Origin of the sequence: Stenotrophomonas sp. As-7 (genome assembly GCF_030291015.1) — a bacterium.
GTDB classification, from domain to species: domain Bacteria; phylum Pseudomonadota; class Gammaproteobacteria; order Xanthomonadales; family Xanthomonadaceae; genus Stenotrophomonas; species Stenotrophomonas lactitubi.
This window is the reverse complement of sequence record NZ_CP127405.1, coordinates 3,361,279-3,377,274: the sequence shown is the minus strand read 5'-3', so window position 1 is coordinate 3,377,274 and position 15,996 is coordinate 3,361,279. Positions and strand designations below refer to the sequence as shown.

Genomic DNA, 15,996 nt, shown 5'->3' with positions numbered 1-15,996 from the left:
CTAAGGGGAAATTCAGGGGTTCGGGCGTGAAAAACCCCACTGGCCTGACCAGCGGGGTGGCGGTTTCCACCCGGGTGGCTTACAGGCCGCCGGGGCCGCAGTCCTTGGCCAGGAAGTCGGCCATCAGCGGCAACGTGGCCCGGTAGTGGCTCGGGTACCACGGCATGCTGTGCGGCATGTCGGCAATCAGTTCGAACTTCGCCGGAACCTTGCCCTGGACGGCGTTGTAGAAGGATCGGGCATGGAACGCCGGAGTGCGTACGTCACGATCTCCGACGTACAGCAGTACCGGAATGTTCGCCTTGGCCGTGTTCTGTATCGGGTCCATGCCTTTGACGGTCTGCCCCTGCAGGATGCGCTGCAGGCGGTTCTCGCTCCAGGACATGCCGACTCTGCCGAGATCGGTGACAGGTGCGCCGGCAATGGCGCACTGGAAAGGAGAGGGGCTGCGGACAGTGGCTGCAGCTGCAGCGAAGCCGCCGTAGGAGTATCCGAAGATCGCCAGGCGGTCTTTTGCGGCGATCCCTTGCTGCACCAGCCACGCCGCCGCATCGTCATTGTCGTCCTGCATCGTCAGGCCCCACTGCTTGTCACCTGCGATCCAGTGGTCGCGACCGAAGCCGGTGGAACCGCGATACTGGGGGCGGATGACGGCGTAGCCACGCGAAGTGAAGTACGGCACCCAGCCGGAGACATCCCAACCGGCATAGTCACGCGCCCACGGGCCGCCGTGCGGGTGCACGAGCGCGGGCAGTGGTTCTCCACCTTCTTTCCAGCCAGCAGGCAGATCCAGGATGGCAGGAATCTTTCGTCCGTCGCGAGCGGTGTAGGTCACCCAGCGTTGCTCACCGATCTGCTTGCCATCGATCCACGGGCGTTCACTGCCCAGGGTCGTCACCTGCTTGCGGTCGCTGAGTACGTGATAGGTGGTGGGAGTGTTGGCGCCGTTGGTGATAAAGAGCACGCGGGAGAGGTCGTCGTTGTAACCGGTGATGGCGACGTACTTTCCCGGATAGGCCTGCTTCAGGCCGTCATACAGGGCCTTCATCTGCGGGTCGACATAGATCGCCTCGCGTCGCGGCCCATCTACATAGAAGCCCAGAACCTGGTTGAAGTTGCTGGGTTTGCTGCCCAGGATGAGGCCGCTGATCGGGTACTGCGGGTGTGCGGCCAACGGCTCCTTGTCGAAGCTCCGGGTTGCCGGGTCGTACAGGCGGGCCTGCACCTGCTCGGAATATCTGTCGGTGAGGATGTAGAGCTTGCCGGTCTGGTCGTCGATGCCGGCCACGTCCATCGTGTAGCGCTCACTGAGCTTGGTCGTCAGCGCATCGTGCTTCTCGAACTTGCCGCTTGTCTTGTCCTTGATCAGGATCTGCTGTTCGTACTCGTTCGACCCGGCCGGTTCGATCTGGGTCCTGGTCAGGAGCTCGCCGCTGCGGGGGTGGAACAGCCCCGGAGTCGAGCGCGCATCACCACGGAAGAGAAGTTCGGTCTGGCCGCTCTTGAGGTTGAACAGGTAGTAGCTTGCAGAGAACGTTGACTGGTTGATCTGCGAAATGATGACTTTGTCAGGGTCCAGCGGCAGCGAATGCACCAGCGACGCGGTACCTGCCAGCTCCAGGCAGCGTTGTGTCTGTTCGCTGATGCCGAGCTTGCGCGAATTGTCGGCAAAGGCCTCGTCGAACTTGGTCTGGGTAGTGTCGGTCAGGTAAGCCTTCGACAGAAAGGTCTTGGTGGTTCCCACCGAGTTGCCTTCTCCGCAACCGGCCAGCTGCGCGGTCAGTTCCTGGCGACCGATGACAAGGCTGCGGCCGGCCTTCAGGGCGCTGGCGGCGATGAACTTCATGCGATCGCCGGAAGGCGTGATGGCCACCGGGCCGGCGCCCAGATTGTCCAGGTTCCAGTTGGCCAGTGCGGTGTCACCGTTGTCGCTGCCCGGGGCAGCGATGATCGCAACCAGCTGCTTGCCATCAGGGCTCATGGTCACGGATTGGATGGCCGGGATCTTGGCGAAGTCGTCGACAGGCAGAGGGGTGGCCAGCACCTGGCCCACGGCCAGGCCGAGCAGGGTGGCAGCGATGCCCAGGCGGGCGGCGAGGCGGGCGTCTTTCATGTACAGGGCATCCTTGGCAGCGTGACTGGAAGATGACCTGAAGATGAACGAACAGCCTTCGCCCGTCAACTTGGCGTGAAATGCCCCCGCCGGACAGGCTGGGCGGGCCTCAACGCAGAAGACCCCGCCGGGGCGGGGTCTTCTGCTGTACGCGAACGTATCGACGGATCAGTGGTCGCCGAACTCGTACTTGGCCTGCACGTAGATGGCACGGCCGTAGGCGTTGTACAGGTAGTTGTTGTACGGCTGGCCGCTGGTGCCGGCGAAGCTGTACCGCTGGTTGTCGGGCAGCTTGTTGAACACGTTGTTGACCATCAGTGACAGGGTCAGGTTGTCCATCGCCCGATAATTCACGCTGAGGTTGTAGGTGGTGTACGAGCCCCACTTGCCGGCCTTGTAGCCGGAGGTATGGACGTAGTCGTAGCCGTTGCCCAGGTAGGCCATGTAGTTCGGCGTCTTGCCGATGTAGTTGGCATACAGGGTGGTGGTCCACTTGTCCTTGGCCCAGCCGATCGAACCGTCGGCGCGCACCTTGGCGTACGAGTCGTACACCCACATCGCATACGGGTCGCGCAGCAGGTCCAGGTACTCATCGCCCGGCTGCGGCTGCAGTTCGCGCTTGAGCATGTCGGTGTAGTTGCCGGAGAACTGCAGCGAACCGAAGCGGCCGATGTCCTGCACGTACTTGAAGCTGGCCGTCAGCGCCTGCAGGTTCTGGCTGGCCACGTTCATCTTCGGCGTATAGATCTCATCGAGTACGCCGGAGGCATCACGGGTGATCCAGTCGCTCACGTTCTGGCAGCTGGCCGAGGTGTTGTTGGTCTGGCCGTTGCGGCAGTAGTACTCGGCCAGCAGCAGCTGATCGGAGCTGAGCGTGTTGACCTCGTTCTTGATCTTCCAGTTGTAGTAGTCCACCGACACCGACAGGTTGTTGATGGGGGCCCACACGATGCCGGCGTTCCATACATCTGCGGTGATCGGTTCCAGGTCGGGGTTGCCGGACTGCGTTCCAAACACCGACACGCTGTCATACGGGCAGCCCGTCGTGTTGGCCGGGTCGTAGCCAAGCTGGCCGCAACGGTAGTAGTCGGTGGAGCCGTTGGCGTAATAGCCGCTGACACCCTGGAAAGCGTCGGACAAGGTAGGCGCACGGAATGCGGTGCCGTACTTGCCACGGAACAGCAGGCTGTCGATCGGACGGAATTCCAGTCCGACGCTGTAGGTTGCCTTGTCGACGGTGCTGCTGCCGATCTTGAAGGCGTCGTAGCGACCGGAGCCGGTTACCGTCAGCGATTCCAGCAACGGCATGCGCAGTTCAGTGGTCACTGCATAGTTGCTGCGATGGCCTGCGCCGGACACCGCGGTGGTGCCCCAGACGCTGCCATCGACCAGGCGTGCATCCGGCGTATAGTCCCAGCCTTCGCTGCCACCTTCGACCACCACTGCGAAGCCGGCATCGCCGCCGGGCAGCTTGAACAACGAACCGTTGGTGACCTGCGCACGCAACAGGTTCTGCCAGGTCCGGCTCTGGCTGTAGGTGTAGCCGGTGAAGCTCTGGAAATCACCACTCGGCAGCGGCGAGTAGAACGCTTCCCAGTCCGGGCTGTAGATGTCGTAGCCGGTACTGGTGGTACCCAGCACGGGCCCCAGCACACGCTGCTCGAAGTAATCGTTGATCGGATCGTTCCAGCGCACGAAGTTGCGCTCGGTCAGCTTGTACTCGCCGCGGGTGAAGCTTGCGCTGTAGTCCCAGTTGCCGACCGTGCCGCGACCGCCGAGCGTGACCTGGTAGGCCTTGTTGCGATCGGTGTTCATGATGTCGCGGTAGCCGCCGCCGCCGATGTCCTCCGGCGCGAACACGCGCTGCAGGTTCATGTACTGGCCGCTGTCCTGATCATAGAAGCGGCCCCAGCCGGAGGAGGTGCCCCACCAGGTGTAGCCTGAGCCGGTGGCGTACTTCACTTCTTCCAGGCTGTAGAGCGCGTCGCCGAACAGCTGGAAGTTGTCGTTCACATCGAAGGTCATCGAGCTGTAGATCTGCCCGCTTTCCTTGCCGTTCTTGATGGTCTTGTAGCCGGTGCCATACACCGAACCACAGGCCTGGCCGGTCGGCCGGGTGCCGAGCACGGTGGTGCCGTCGAACTGGCCCGCCACGTTGGCGCACAGGTTCGGGTCCATCATCGCGTAGCGGTTGCTGTTGGCCGGCAGCAGTACCAGGAAGTCGTTGGAGACGTACTGTGGGCTGTAGCCGTCGGGATTGTTGACCTTGGTCAGGTCGCGCTGGTAGCCCCAGATCGGGCTGGTCTTTTCGTACTGCACGTTGACCAGGGCATTGAAGCGGTCGTCCTTGGAATTGAACCCGCGGGCGCCGCTGAAGCGGAAGCTGTTGCCGCCCCCTTCGCTGTAGGCGCCGCCGCGGATGTTCAGCACGCCGCCGTCCATGCGCTCCTTGAGGATGATGTTGACCACGCCGGCGATCGCATCCGAACCGTACAGCGACGACTGGCCACCGGGCAGGATCTCGATGCGCTCGACGATGTCGATCGGAATGCCGCTGATGTTGTTGAAACTGTCGCTGCCGTTGTACAGCGCCGGATACGAGAGCATCGGGCGGCCGTTGATCAGGTACTTGGTGTAGCCGGGGCTGAGCCCGAACATGCCGGCTGCCTCGGCACCCTGGGTGAACGAAGCAGAGGTCTGTCCGCCCTGCAGGCCGCCGGTCGACAGCGAGGACTGCTGCAGGACGTCGGCGACACTGGTGAAACCGCGGGTCTGGATGTCCTCGGCGGTGACGGTCAGGACCGGCGTGTGGTTCTCGATCTGCGTCTGCGGGATCAGTGACCCGGTGACGGTGACGCGGTCGAGCTGGGTCGGCGCGTTGTCCTGCGCGTGGGCCGCGCCGGAGGCGAGCAGGGTGCCGATCAGGGCGAGGGTCAGGGGGTGACGCGATGGCGTGGAGCGATGGCGAGACATGATGGATCCCCGTGTGAGCGATGTCGTCTGGCTGATGTCCTCCGTGACATCTTCATGATTTGTTCAGTTGCAATCCATTCAGCAGGACCGTAACACGACGTTCACGTTGTCAGAATGGTGCGGTCATACGGATGTGCCACGTGCTCCCGGGAAATTCCTTTGTAATCAATGGATAAACGGATTTGTCTGGGAATGTTTCAAAATGTTGCGATGCAGAACAATATGCTTCGACAGCAATATTTGTCTTCAGGATCAAAGGCTTGGGGTCGCTTTCAGATTCTTTCTGATTATTTAATTTATGGGACTTATTGCTTTGATTCGTCTCAATTGGCGGGCATGAAAAAAGGCCCCGCCGAAGCGGGGCCCTTGGGTTGCTGCGAGAGCGGCGCTTACTTCTTGCCGAACTCGTACTTGGCCTGCACGTAGACCGCACGGCCGTAGGGGTTGTAGATGCTGCTGTTGTACGGCGCGCCGATGTTGCCGGCGTAGCTGTGGGCCTGGCCGTCGGGCATCTTGTTGAACACGTTGTTGACCATCATCGACAGCGTCAGGTTGTCCATCGCCTGGTAGTTCACGCTGAGGTTGTAGGTGGTGTACGAGCCCCACTTTCCGGCTTCGTAACCAGACGGATGCACGTAGTCATAGCCCTTGCCCAGATAGGCCATGCGGTTGGGCGTCTTGCCGATGTAGTTGAAGTACAGCGTGGTGGTCCACTTGTCCTTCGCCCAGCCCACCGCACCATCTGCACGCACCTTGGCGTACTGGTCGTAGTTCCACATCGCGTACGGGTCGCGCAGCAGGTCCAGGTAGTCGTCGCCCGGCTGCGGCTGCAGTTCGCGCTTGATCATGTTGGTGTAGTTGCTGGAGAACTGCAGCGCACCGAAGCGGCCGATGTCCTGCACGTACTTGAAGCTGGCCGTCACCGCCTGCAGGTTCTGGCTGGCGATGTTCATCTTCGGCGTGTAGATCTTCTCCAGCTTGCCGGTGCCGTCACGGGTGATCCAGTCGCTCACGTTCTGGCAGCTGGCCGAGGTGTTGTTGGTCTGGCCGTTGCGGCAGTAGTACTCGGCCAGCAGCAACTGGTCGGAACTGAGGGTGTTGACCTCGTTCTTGATCTTCCAGTTGTAGTAGTCCACCGACACCGACAGGTTGTTGATGGGGGCCCACACGATGCCGGCGTTCCATACATCTGCGGTGATCGCTTCCAGCTCGGCATTGCCGGACTGTTCGCCGAACACCGATTCGTTGGCATACGCGCAGCCCACCGTGTCGCTCGGGTTGAAGCCGAGCTCTCCACAGCGGTAATAGTCGACCGAGCCGTTGGCGTAGTAGCCGCTGCGGCCCTGGAAGGCATCGGACAGGCTGGGCGCGCGGAAGGCGGTGCCGTACTTGCCGCGGAACAGCAGGCTTTCGATCGGGCGGAATTCCACGCCGATGCTGTAGGTCGATTTGTCGACGGTCTTGTCGGCGATCTTGAACGCGTCGTAGCGGCCGGAGGCGGTCACGGTCAGCGACTCCAGCAGCGGCATGCGCAGTTCGCTGGTCAGCGCGTAGTTGCTGCGATGGCCGGCGCCGGCGACCGAGGTGGTGCCCCACACGCTGCCATCGAGCAGGCGCTGGTCCGGCGTATACGACCAGCCTTCGCTGCCGGCTTCGGCGACCACGGCCAGGCCTGCATCGCCACCGGGCAGCTTGAACAGCGAACCGTTGGTGATCTGCGCGCGGCCCAGGTTCTGCCAGGTGCGGCTCTTGTTGTAGGTGAAACCGGTGAAGGTCTGGAAATCACCAGCCGGCAGCGGCGAATAGAACGCGCCCCAGTTCGGGTTGTAGATGTTGTAGCCGTCGTCGGTGACGCCCAGTACCGGACCCAGCACGCGATCTTCGAAGTAGCTGTCGATCTCGTTGGCCCAGCGCGCGAAACTGCGTTCGGTCAGCTTGTACTCGCCGCGGCTGAAGCTGGCGCTGTAGTCCCAGTTGCCGACGTTGCCGCGACCGCCGAGGGTGACCTGGTAGGCCTTGTTGCGATCGGTGCTCATGATGTCGCGGTAGCCGGCGGCGCTGATGTCCTCTGGCGCGAACGCGCGCTGCAGGTTCATGTATTCGCCACTGGCCTGGTCGACGAACGCACCGAAGCCGACATCACTGCCCCAGAAGGCATAGCCCGAACCGGCGTTGTACTGGACCTCTTCCAGGCTGTACAGCGCATCGGCGAACAGCTGGAAGTTGTCGTTGACGTCGAAGGACATCGACGAATAGATCTGGCTGCTTTCCTTGCCGTTCTTCAGGGTCTTGTAGCCGGCACTGAAGGGCGAGCCACAGGATTCACCGGTGGCACGCGTGCCCAGTACGGTGGTGCCGCCGAACTGACCGGCCACGTTGGCGCAGCGGGTCGGGTCCATCATCACGTAAGCGTTCTGCTGGTCCGGCAGGTAGACCAGGAAGTCGTTGGTCGGCACCTGCGGCGTATAGCCCTTGGTGTTGTTCTGCTTGGTCAGGTCACGCTGGTAGCCCCAGATCGGGCTGCTCTTCTCGTACTGCACGTTGACCAGCGCGTGGAAGCGGTCATCGAAGGCGTTGAAACCATGCGCGCCGCTGACGCGGAAATCGTTGCCGCCACCCTCGGTGTAGCCGCCGCCGCGCACGTTCAGCACGCCGCCGTCCATGCGGTCCTTGAGGATGATGTTGACCACACCGGCGATCGCGTCCGAGCCGTACAGCGACGACTGGCCACCTGGCAGGATCTCGATGCGCTCGACGATGTCGATCGGGATGCCGCTGAGGTTGTTGAAGGTGTCGCTGCCGTTGTAGAGGGCAGGGTAGGACAGCATCGGCCGTCCGTTGATCAGGTACTTGGTGTAGCTCGGGCTGAGGCCGAACATGCCCGAGGCTTCAGCGCCCTGGGTGAACGAGGCGGAAGTCTGGCCGCCCTGCAGGCCGCCGGTGGTCAGCGAGTTCTGCTGCAGCACCTCGGCCACGCTGGTGAATCCGCGGGTCTGGATGTCCTCGGCGGTGACGGTCAGGACCGGCGTGTGGTTCTCGATCTGCGTCTGCGGGATCAGTGAGCCGGTGACGGTCACGCGTCCGAGATCGGTGGGAGTGTTCTCCTGGGCGAGCGCGATCGCGCTGCTGCTGGCCAGGATCAGGCCGCTGAGGACGGCGCGGGTGAGCGGGTGACGCGGGAAGCCATTGCGAGACATGCGGTACTCCGTGTGGTCGTGAGAGACGCGTTTCCCTTTCCTGGGAACTCATGGATTGTTCAGCAGCCTGCAGACGCAGAAAGGCGGCGTTTTCCGAACGTAACACACGCTTAACTTGATTTGCGCGGCTTTGTAACGTTCCAATGGGGCGGCATGTGAGGTTAATCAAAAGGTCTTTAAAAACAACATTTTGCGAGATCTTCCATGCTTTGCCGAGTTTGGCGGAATGAATGTTGTGTAAATATTTTTTGATTAACAATTGAGGCGTCGCTGCATTTGGCGCGGCGTGTCCAGCCCAAAAAAAAGGCCCCGCCGAAGCGGGGCCTGGTCCGGAATATGACCCGGAAAACGACGGGATTACTTGCCGAAGTCGTACTTCACCTGGGCGGAGATCTGACGGCCGTAGACGCTGTAGAAGCCGCCATTGAACGGGGTCGATTCATTGCCCGGGTAGTTGTAGCGCTGGCCTTCCGGCAGCTTGTTGAACACGTTGTTGACCATCAGCGACAGGGTCAGATCGTCCTGCGCCTGGTAGTTCAGGCTCATGTTGTAGGTGGTGTACGAGCCCCACTTGCCGGCCTTGGCGCCGGAGGAGTGGACGTAGTCATAGCTGCGGCCGGTGTAGGCCAGGTAGTTCGGGGTGCTGCCGACGTAGTTGGCATACACGGTGGTGGTGAACTTGCCGATGTTCCAGCCTACCGACAGATCGCCACGGACCTTGGCGAAGTTGTCGTAGTACCACATGTTGTACGGATCGCTCAGCAGATCCAGCTTCTGTGCACCCGGCAGCGGGGTCACTTCACGCTTCAGCATGTTGGTGTAGTTGCCCGAGAACTGCAGCGAACCGAAGCGGCCCATGTCCTGCAGGTACTTGGCGCTGACCGTCACCGCTTCCAGGTTCTGGCTGGCAACGTTGAGCTTGGGCGTGTACACGCGGGTCAGGTTGCCGCCGGCATCGCGGGTCACCCAGTCGGTCACGTTCTGGCAGCTGGCCGAGGTGTTGTTCGGCAGACCGTTGTGGCACTGGTACTCGGCCAGCAGCAGCTGGTCGGTGCTGAGGGTCTTGACCTCGTTCTTGATCTTCCAGTTGTAGTAGTCGGCCGACAGCGAGAAGTTGCTGATCGGAGCCCACACCACGCCTGCGCTCCACACGTCGGCAGTGATCGGCTTCAGTTCCGGGTTGCCGGACTTTTCGCTGTACACCGAGGTGGTCTTGTAGAACGAGCAGGCTTCGTCGCGCAGGGCGTAGCCCAGCTGGCTGCAACGGTAGTAGTCGTTCTGGCTTGAGGCGTAGGAGCCGCTCATGCCCTGGTAGGCATCGGACAGGGTCGGCGCGCGGAAGGCGGTGCCGTACTTGCCGCGGAACAGCAGGCTTTCGATCGGACGGAATTCCAGACCGATGCTGTAGGTGGCCTTGTCGACGGTGCCGTCGCCGATCTTGAACGCGTCATAGCGGCCTGAGGCGCTGACGGTCAGGGTCTCCAGTACCGGCATACGCAGTTCGCTGGTCACCGCGTAGTTGCTGCGATGACCGGCGCCGGCCACGGCGGTGGTGCCCCACACGTTGCCATCGACGAACGCCTGGTCCGGGGAGTAATCCCAACCTTCACTGCCGCCCTCGAGGACGATCGCCAGGCCGGCGTCGCCGCCCGGCAGCTGGAACAGCGAGCCGTTGGTCACCTGTGCACGGGCCAGGTTCTGCCAGGTCTTGCTGCGGTGGGTGCCGTAGCCGGTGAAGCTGGCGAACTGGTCCGGGGTGATCGGCGAGTAGAACGCAGCGTAGTTCGGGTTGTAGATGCCGAAGCCATCAGCGGTGGTGCCCAGGCGCGGGCCCAGCACGGTCTGGCCGAAGAAGTCCTCGATCTTGTCCTTCCAGCGCACGAAGCGGTTCTGGTCCAGACGGTACTCACCGCGGGTGAAGCTGGCGCTGTAGTCCCAGTCGCCGACCATGCCCTTGCCACCCAGGGTGACCTGGTAGGAACGGCTCTCATCCGAGTTCAGGATGTTGTCGTAGTGGCCCGGGCCGATTTCTTCCGGTGCGAAAGCGCGCTGCAGATTGACGACCTTGCCCAGGCCCTGGTCGTAGAAGCCGCCCATGACCGACTTGGTGCCCCACCACAGGGCGCTGGAGCCGGAGGTGAACTCGGTCTTTTCCTTGCTGTACAGCACATCGGCGAACAGCTGGAAGTTGTCGTTCACGTCGAAGGTCATCGACGAGTAGAACTGACCACTGTCCTTGCCGTTCTTCAGGGTCTTGTAGCCGGCGCTGTACACCGAGCCGCAGGACTCGCCGGAGGTGCGCTTGCCGACAGTGGTGGTGCCGTCATACAGGCCAGCCACGTTGCCGCAGCGGGTCGGGTCCATCATGTACAGCTTGTTGTCCGAGTTGCCGATCACGGCAAAGTCGTTGGACGGCAGCTGCGCGGTGTAACCGACCGGGTTGTTCTGCTTGGTGATGTCGCGCTGGAAGCCCCAGATCGGGCTGCTGTTCTCCAGCTGCACGTTGACCAGGGCATGGAAGCGGTCATCGAAGGCGTTGAAGCCCTTGGCCGCGCTGAAGCGGATGTTGTTGCCACCACCCTCGGTGTAGGTGCCGCCGCGGACGGTCACGGTGCCGCCGTCCATGCGCTCCTTCAGGATGATGTTGACCACGCCGGCGATCGCGTCCGAGCCGTACAGCGAGGACTGGCCGCCCGGCAGCACTTCGATGCGCTCGACGATGTCGATCGGAATGCCGCTGATGTTGTTGAAGGTTTCGCTACCGTTGTACAGCGCCGGATACGAAAGCATCGGGCGGCCGTTGATCAGGTACTTGGTGTAGCCCGGGTTCAGGCCGAACATGCCGGCCGCTTCGGCGCCCTGGGTGAAGGCGCCCGAGGTCTGGCCGCCCTGCAGGCCGCCGGTGGTCAGCGAGGACTGCTGCAGCACTTCAGCAACGCTGCTGAAGCCGCGGGTCTGGATGTCCTCGGCGGAGATCGACATCACCGGGGTCTGGGTTTCAACCTGGGTCTGCGGGATCAGCGAGCCGGTGACGGTGATCTTGTCCAGGTTGGTGGCCTTGTCCTGGGCCATTGCCGGCGAGGCGGCAACCAGGGCGGAGATCAAGGCGACAGCGAGGGTGTTGCGACGTGCGGAATTGCGAAGGTCTTTCATGTAGTTCCGTTCAAAGAGCAAATACGAGTACGGCACTGCGCATGCGCCATCGTGCGTGCTGCAACAACCAGCCGCGGAGCCCAAAACCAGTGCTCAGCGAACGTAACATGAACTTAACAATCTGTGCACGAATCTGTAGCAATCCTGAATTTCAGTCAGCGTACGTCCAGCTAGTATGATGTCCGGCTCTTCTTATCGATTCACCCCGGAGTCCGCAGTGAACAGTTCTTCCCGTCGTCCGCATGCCAGCCAGGTGCAGAAGGGACTGGCGCCGCATGCGCGCATCCGCAACGTGATCGCGGTGGGCTCGGGAAAGGGTGGGGTGGGCAAGTCGACCACGGCGGTCAACCTTGCCGTTGCCCTGCAGCAGCTTGGCGCGCGCGTCGGCGTGCTTGACGCGGATATCTACGGCCCCAGCGTGCCGGCGATGCTTGGCCTGTCCGGCCGCCCGGAAAGCCCGGACAACAAGAGCATCGAGCCGATGCGTGCGTTCGGCGTGGACACCATGTCGATCGGTTATCTGGTCGAGGACGAGACACCGCTGATCATGCGCGCACCGCGCGCGACGGCGGCGCTGACCCAGCTGTTCGAAGACACGTTGTGGGACGACCTGGACTATCTGCTGATCGACCTGCCGCCGGGCACCGGAGACATCCAGCTGACGCTGGTGCAGAAGATCCCGCTGGCCGGCGCGGTGATCGTCACCACGCCGCAGGACATCGCTACGCTGGACGCGAAGAAGGCGCTGAAGATGTTCGAGAAGGTCGAGGTGCCGGTGCTGGGCGTGGTCGAGAACATGGCCGTGCATACCTGCAGCAACTGCGGGCACGTGGAGCACCTGTTCGGCGAGGGTGGTGGCGAGCGCATGGCGGCGCAGTACGGCGTGCCGCTGCTGGGGTCGTTGCCGCTGCAGATCGGCATCCGCGAGCAGGGCGATGCCGGTACCCCGATCACCGCCGCGCAGCCGGATTCGGCGGCGGCCCAGGCCTACCATCGCGCTGCCCAGCGTCTGGTCGAGGAGGTGGGCAAGCGCCCGCGCGCCTCGATCCCGATCCTGTCCTCGCTGCTGTAAGGGGCCGCTGGCGGGGCTGCGGCGGCGACGCCCGGCCCCCTGTTAGAATCCTCGCGCCCCCTTGCACCCAGGACAGAGCATGAGCATCAAGAGTGACCGTTGGATCCGCCAGATGTCCGAACAGCACGGCATGATCGAGCCGTACGAGGCCGGGCAGGTCAAGCAGGTCAACGGCGAGCGCATCGTCAGCTACGGCACTTCCAGCTACGGCTACGACGTGCGCTGCTCGCGCGAGTTCAAGGTGTTCACCAACATCAACTCGACGATCGTGGACCCCAAGCATTTCGATCCGGGCAGCTTCGTCGATATCGTTGGCGATGAGTGCATCATTCCGCCGAACAGCTTCGCGCTGGCGCGCACGGTCGAGTATTTCCGCATCCCGCGCGACACCCTGGTGGTGTGCCTGGGCAAGAGCACCTATGCGCGCTGCGGCATCATCGTCAACGTGACCCCGCTGGAGCCAGAGTGGGAAGGCCACGTGACCCTGGAATTCAGCAACACCACGCCGCTGCCGGCACGCATCTACGCCAACGAAGGCGTGGCGCAGATGCTGTTCTTCCAGTCCGATGAAGTGTGCGAGACCTCGTACAAGGACCGCGGCGGCAAGTACCAGGGCCAGACCGGCGTGACCCTGCCGCGCACCTGAAGGTGGCGCCGGGCGATGCCCGGCGTTCTGCGTGATCACGAAGGCGGCGCATGCGCCGCCTTTGCTTATTTGCCGCGACCGAACAGGATCGCGATGCCTACGGCCACCAGGCCGAGCGGCCACCAGGTGAGCAGCAGGCGCGACAGGTTCAGGTTGGTCCAGCCCAGGTTGCTGGCCAGCATGAACAGGCCTATCAGGATCAGCAGGATGGCGGCGACGATATTGAATCGCATCGGGTCGGCACTGGCTCAGGAATGGGCCGGATATCCTAGCCGTTCCTTCCAGTAGGCGACATGCTGGTCCAGCGCGGCCGGTTCATAGCGGTGCGCCGGGCCGCTGCCCCAGACCGGTCCCGGCCATGCCGGATCGCCGTCGTGGCGGCCGATCACGTGGAAATGCAGCTGGCGCACGATGTTGCCCAGCGCGCCGATGTTGATCTTCTCAACCCCGTCGGAACCGTGCAGCGCCTTGCAGGCGCGGTTGAGCTCGGTGCGCAGCTTGTCCTGCTGATCGCAGTCCAGCTCGATCCACTCGGTCACCCCGGCCAGGCGCGGCACCAGGACCAGCCAGGGGAATCGTTCGTCGTTCATCAGTCGCACTTGCGACAACGGGCCTTCGGCCACCAGCACGCTATCGGTGGCCAGGCGTGAATCGAGTTCGAAATCGCTCATCCAAGATGCTCCGAGAAGAAGTCCAGGGTGCGTTGCAGCGCCAGGGCGGCGCTGTCTGGATCATACGCATGTCCGACCTCGCGGTTGAAGGCATGATCGGCCGGATAGACGTAGGTCGCCATCTGCGGCAGCTTCTCGCGGTGGGCCTGGATCGCCGCCGGCGGGATGCTCTTGTCCTGCGCGCCGAAGTGGAACATCACCGGGGCCTTCGGCGTTTCATCCAGAAACTGCACGTTGCGCGCCCCGTAGTAGCTCACCGAGGGCAGGCCCAGGCGCAGCGCGGACAGCAGCGCGACGCTGCCGCCCCAGCAGTAGCCGACCGTGCCCACCTTGCCGTGCGGCGCCAGCCGGGTGGCTGCGGCGCGGACCACTTCCAGCGCCTTTTCCATGCCCAGGGCGGTGACCCGTTCCAGGCCATCCTTCACGCCTTCGGGGGTATAGGGCAGGGCATCCGGATCGGCCTCGGGGCCGTCCACCAGGTCGAAGAATGACGGTGCCAGCACCGCGTAGCCCTCGGCCGCGAAACGTTCGGCCACGCTGCGGATGTGCGGGTTGGCGCCGAAGATTTCCTGCACCACCACCAGGCTGCCACGCGGAGGGCCTTCGGGCAGGACCTGCCAGGCACGGACCGGACCGTAATGCGTATCCAGGGTGATCCATTCGGACATCGGGGGGTACCTCGTTGCAGGGAACAGAACGGCATTGTCGACGTTGTGAGGGTTAGCGCGATGTCAGCGGCTGTGCCGCATCGGGCGGCTACGGGGAAATGGCGGTGGTTTCCCAAGGCGGTGCAGATGGTGGTTTTCGCATTGACCGGTGCACACCCGGAGCCTAAGCTTTCAGCCAGGATGACATACAAGCCTCCGGCGCAAGCCGGGGGCTTTTTTGTTGCCCGCGCGTTGCCCGAGGGCGGCGTGGAAACAGGCGGCTGTGCCGGGCCAACCGCGACGAAGACATCCAGGCCGACCCGAGCCTGACAACCCCGAAACCCAGCCGCCGCAAGGCGGCTTTTTCATTTCCAGGAGAATCAACACCATGTCCATCAATCAAGCCATTTCCGCCCAGGACTCCGCGCTGTATGTGAAGGCCGGCACCGCGCCGACCGCGCCGAACAATCCGGCGGGCTACACCGAGATCGACGGTCTCACCGCCTTCCCGTTCGGCCGTGGTCAGGCCAACACCCTGGATGCAACCAACCTGCGTTCCAAGCAGATGGAGAACATCGCAGGCCTGTCCGGCGGCCAGGCCGTACAGGTGTCCGGCCATCGTTGGCCGGTGGGCAGCTCGGCCGGTCAGGAAATCCTGCGTGACGCCGATCCGGATGCCGACCTGCACTTCCTGATGGTGCTGCCCACCGGCGATGCCGCCACCTTCGTGGCCAAGGTCGCAGCCTTCAACGTCGCCCCGGGTACCAACCAGGTGCTGACCTTCACCGCCGATCTGTTGCCGCGTGATTTCGCCATCGTCACCGCTGCTGCTGGCGGCAATCCGTGATGTTGCTGGGCAAGCAGCAGATCCTGGATGCACATGATCGCCGCCATGAGGACATCGCCGTGCCCGAATGGGGCGGCAATGTGCGTGTGGCGATGATGTCGGCCAGCGACCGTGACCGCTGGGAGCAGGAGACCTATGGCGGTGATACGCCCAAGGTGGATGACTTCCGTGCGCGCTTCGTCGGCCTGTGTCTGGTCGATGAAATGGGGGGGCGCCTGTTCTCCGACCATGAGGTGGCCCAGCTGGGCGCGAAATCGGCCGCGGCGCTGGATCGCGTGTTCCGTGTCGCACAGACGCTCAATGCGCTCGGCGATGCGGCCGTGGGAGAGCTGGAAAAAAACTGATCCGCCGGCCTGAGCGCCGGCTTCAGTTCCGGATTGCGTGGAGGCTGGGCCTCCCGCATCCGGACCACCTGCTGGCGGGAGTGACCTCTCGCCAGCTCTCGGAGATGTACGCGTTCGCACGCCTGGAACCGATGGATCAGCCACTGCAGGGGATGCTTGCGCAGCTGACCAGTGTGCTGGCCCAGGTGCATGGCAACGCGACCACGGCCGAGGACTTCCTGCTGGTGCGGCCGCGCGCCTCGCCGGAGAAGGCTGCCAAGGAACGCTCGCAGCAGCTGCTGGAGATGTTCGGCAGCGCATCGCGCCGCAACGCTGCGCCGTGAACCCAGGCGG

General features: G+C 63.2%; 12 protein-coding genes. 5 read left to right on the top strand and 7 right to left on the bottom strand.

The window, feature by feature from the left end; translation table 11 throughout:
* Positions 1–79 precede the first annotated feature (79 nt).
* The 4 genes from QP457_RS15575 to QP457_RS15560 all read right to left on the bottom strand — a co-directional run bounded on the left by QP457_RS15575 (position 80) and on the right by QP457_RS15560 (position 11,436).
* Positions 80–2,113 carry a prolyl oligopeptidase family serine peptidase gene (locus QP457_RS15575; protein ID WP_205404777.1) on the bottom strand — a complete coding sequence of 678 codons (2,034 nt, stop codon included), beginning with the start codon at positions 2,111–2,113 and terminating at the stop codon, positions 80–82.
* Positions 2,114–2,281: 168 nt separating this feature from the next.
* Positions 2,282–5,086 carry a TonB-dependent receptor gene (locus tag QP457_RS15570; protein WP_205404776.1) on the bottom strand — a complete coding sequence of 935 codons (2,805 nt, stop codon included), beginning with the start codon at positions 5,084–5,086 and terminating at the stop codon, positions 2,282–2,284.
* 389 nt (positions 5,087–5,475) lie between these two features.
* Positions 5,476–8,283: a TonB-dependent receptor gene (locus QP457_RS15565; protein WP_180166302.1), complete on the bottom strand. Its 2,808-nt coding sequence runs from the start codon at positions 8,281–8,283 to the stop codon at positions 5,476–5,478.
* Between the two features lie 357 nt (positions 8,284–8,640).
* Entirely contained in the window at positions 8,641–11,436 is a 2,796-nt protein-coding gene (locus tag QP457_RS15560; RefSeq protein ID WP_180166303.1) for a TonB-dependent receptor, read from the bottom strand.
* A gap of 217 nt (positions 11,437–11,653) precedes the next feature.
* Here QP457_RS15560 and apbC point away from each other — a divergent pair, with 217 nt between their 5' ends.
* Both apbC and dcd read left to right on the top strand, forming a co-directional pair.
* Positions 11,654–12,508, top strand: a complete 855-nt coding sequence (gene apbC, locus QP457_RS15555; RefSeq protein ID WP_089236336.1) for an iron-sulfur cluster carrier protein ApbC — start codon at positions 11,654–11,656, stop codon at positions 12,506–12,508.
* A gap of 79 nt (positions 12,509–12,587) precedes the next feature.
* The gene (dcd, locus tag QP457_RS15550; protein WP_089236335.1) at positions 12,588–13,154 is read left to right on the top strand and encodes a dCTP deaminase; all 567 of its coding nucleotides are present in this window, start codon (positions 12,588–12,590) and stop codon (positions 13,152–13,154) included.
* Between the two features lie 65 nt (positions 13,155–13,219).
* Here the strand turns inward: dcd and QP457_RS15545 are convergent, their stop codons facing one another.
* Genes QP457_RS15545 through QP457_RS15535 form a run of 3 tightly spaced genes read right to left on the bottom strand, consistent with a single transcriptional unit; the run spans position 13,220 to position 14,493 of the window.
* Entirely contained in the window at positions 13,220–13,387 is a 168-nt protein-coding gene (locus QP457_RS15545; RefSeq protein WP_025876120.1) for a DUF5668 domain-containing protein, read from the bottom strand.
* 15 nt (positions 13,388–13,402) lie between these two features.
* Positions 13,403–13,825: an HIT family protein gene (locus tag QP457_RS15540; protein WP_205404775.1), complete on the bottom strand. Its 423-nt coding sequence runs from the start codon at positions 13,823–13,825 to the stop codon at positions 13,403–13,405.
* Positions 13,822–14,493: a dienelactone hydrolase family protein gene (locus QP457_RS15535; protein WP_100553127.1), complete on the bottom strand. Its 672-nt coding sequence runs from the start codon at positions 14,491–14,493 to the stop codon at positions 13,822–13,824. Before QP457_RS15535 ends, QP457_RS15540 begins: the two co-directional genes overlap by 4 nt.
* Before the next feature lie 367 nt (positions 14,494–14,860).
* On the opposite strand from QP457_RS15535, the gene QP457_RS15530 reads away from it, so the two are divergent.
* The 3 genes from QP457_RS15530 to QP457_RS15520 all read left to right on the top strand — a co-directional run bounded on the left by QP457_RS15530 (position 14,861) and on the right by QP457_RS15520 (position 15,986).
* A complete protein-coding gene (locus QP457_RS15530) occupies positions 14,861–15,319 on the top strand; it encodes a phage tail protein (RefSeq protein ID WP_180166306.1) in 459 nt (152 codons plus the stop codon).
* Complete coding sequence (locus tag QP457_RS15525) at positions 15,319–15,663, top strand: hypothetical protein (protein WP_100553126.1); 345 nt, start codon at positions 15,319–15,321, stop codon at positions 15,661–15,663. Before QP457_RS15530 ends, QP457_RS15525 begins: the two co-directional genes overlap by 1 nt.
* A gap of 104 nt (positions 15,664–15,767) precedes the next feature.
* Positions 15,768–15,986, top strand: a complete 219-nt coding sequence (locus QP457_RS15520) for a hypothetical protein (protein ID WP_032975028.1) — start codon at positions 15,768–15,770, stop codon at positions 15,984–15,986.
* Positions 15,987–15,996: the final 10 nt, after the last annotated feature.

Bases quoted from the DNA above. Each gene is read 5' to 3' on its own strand.
- QP457_RS15575 (WP_205404777.1), bottom strand. From the start codon at position 2,113: ATGAAAGACGCCCGCCTCGCCGCCCGCCTGGGCATCGCTGCCACCCTG.
- QP457_RS15570 (WP_205404776.1), bottom strand. From the start codon at position 5,086: ATGTCTCGCCATCGCTCCACGCCATCGCGTCACCCCCTGACCCTCGCC.
- QP457_RS15565 (WP_180166302.1), bottom strand. From the start codon at position 8,283: ATGTCTCGCAATGGCTTCCCGCGTCACCCGCTCACCCGCGCCGTCCTC.
- QP457_RS15560 (WP_180166303.1), bottom strand. From the start codon at position 11,436: ATGAAAGACCTTCGCAATTCCGCACGTCGCAACACCCTCGCTGTCGCC.
- dcd (WP_089236335.1), top strand. From the start codon at position 12,588: ATGAGCATCAAGAGTGACCGTTGGATCCGCCAGATGTCCGAACAGCAC.
- QP457_RS15545 (WP_025876120.1), bottom strand. From the start codon at position 13,387: ATGCGATTCAATATCGTCGCCGCCATCCTGCTGATCCTGATAGGCCTG.
- QP457_RS15540 (WP_205404775.1), bottom strand. From the start codon at position 13,825: ATGAGCGATTTCGAACTCGATTCACGCCTGGCCACCGATAGCGTGCTG.
- QP457_RS15535 (WP_100553127.1), bottom strand. From the start codon at position 14,493: ATGTCCGAATGGATCACCCTGGATACGCATTACGGTCCGGTCCGTGCC.
- QP457_RS15530 (WP_180166306.1), top strand. From the start codon at position 14,861: ATGTCCATCAATCAAGCCATTTCCGCCCAGGACTCCGCGCTGTATGTG.
- QP457_RS15525 (WP_100553126.1), top strand. From the start codon at position 15,319: ATGTTGCTGGGCAAGCAGCAGATCCTGGATGCACATGATCGCCGCCAT.
- QP457_RS15520 (WP_032975028.1), top strand. From the start codon at position 15,768: ATGTACGCGTTCGCACGCCTGGAACCGATGGATCAGCCACTGCAGGGG.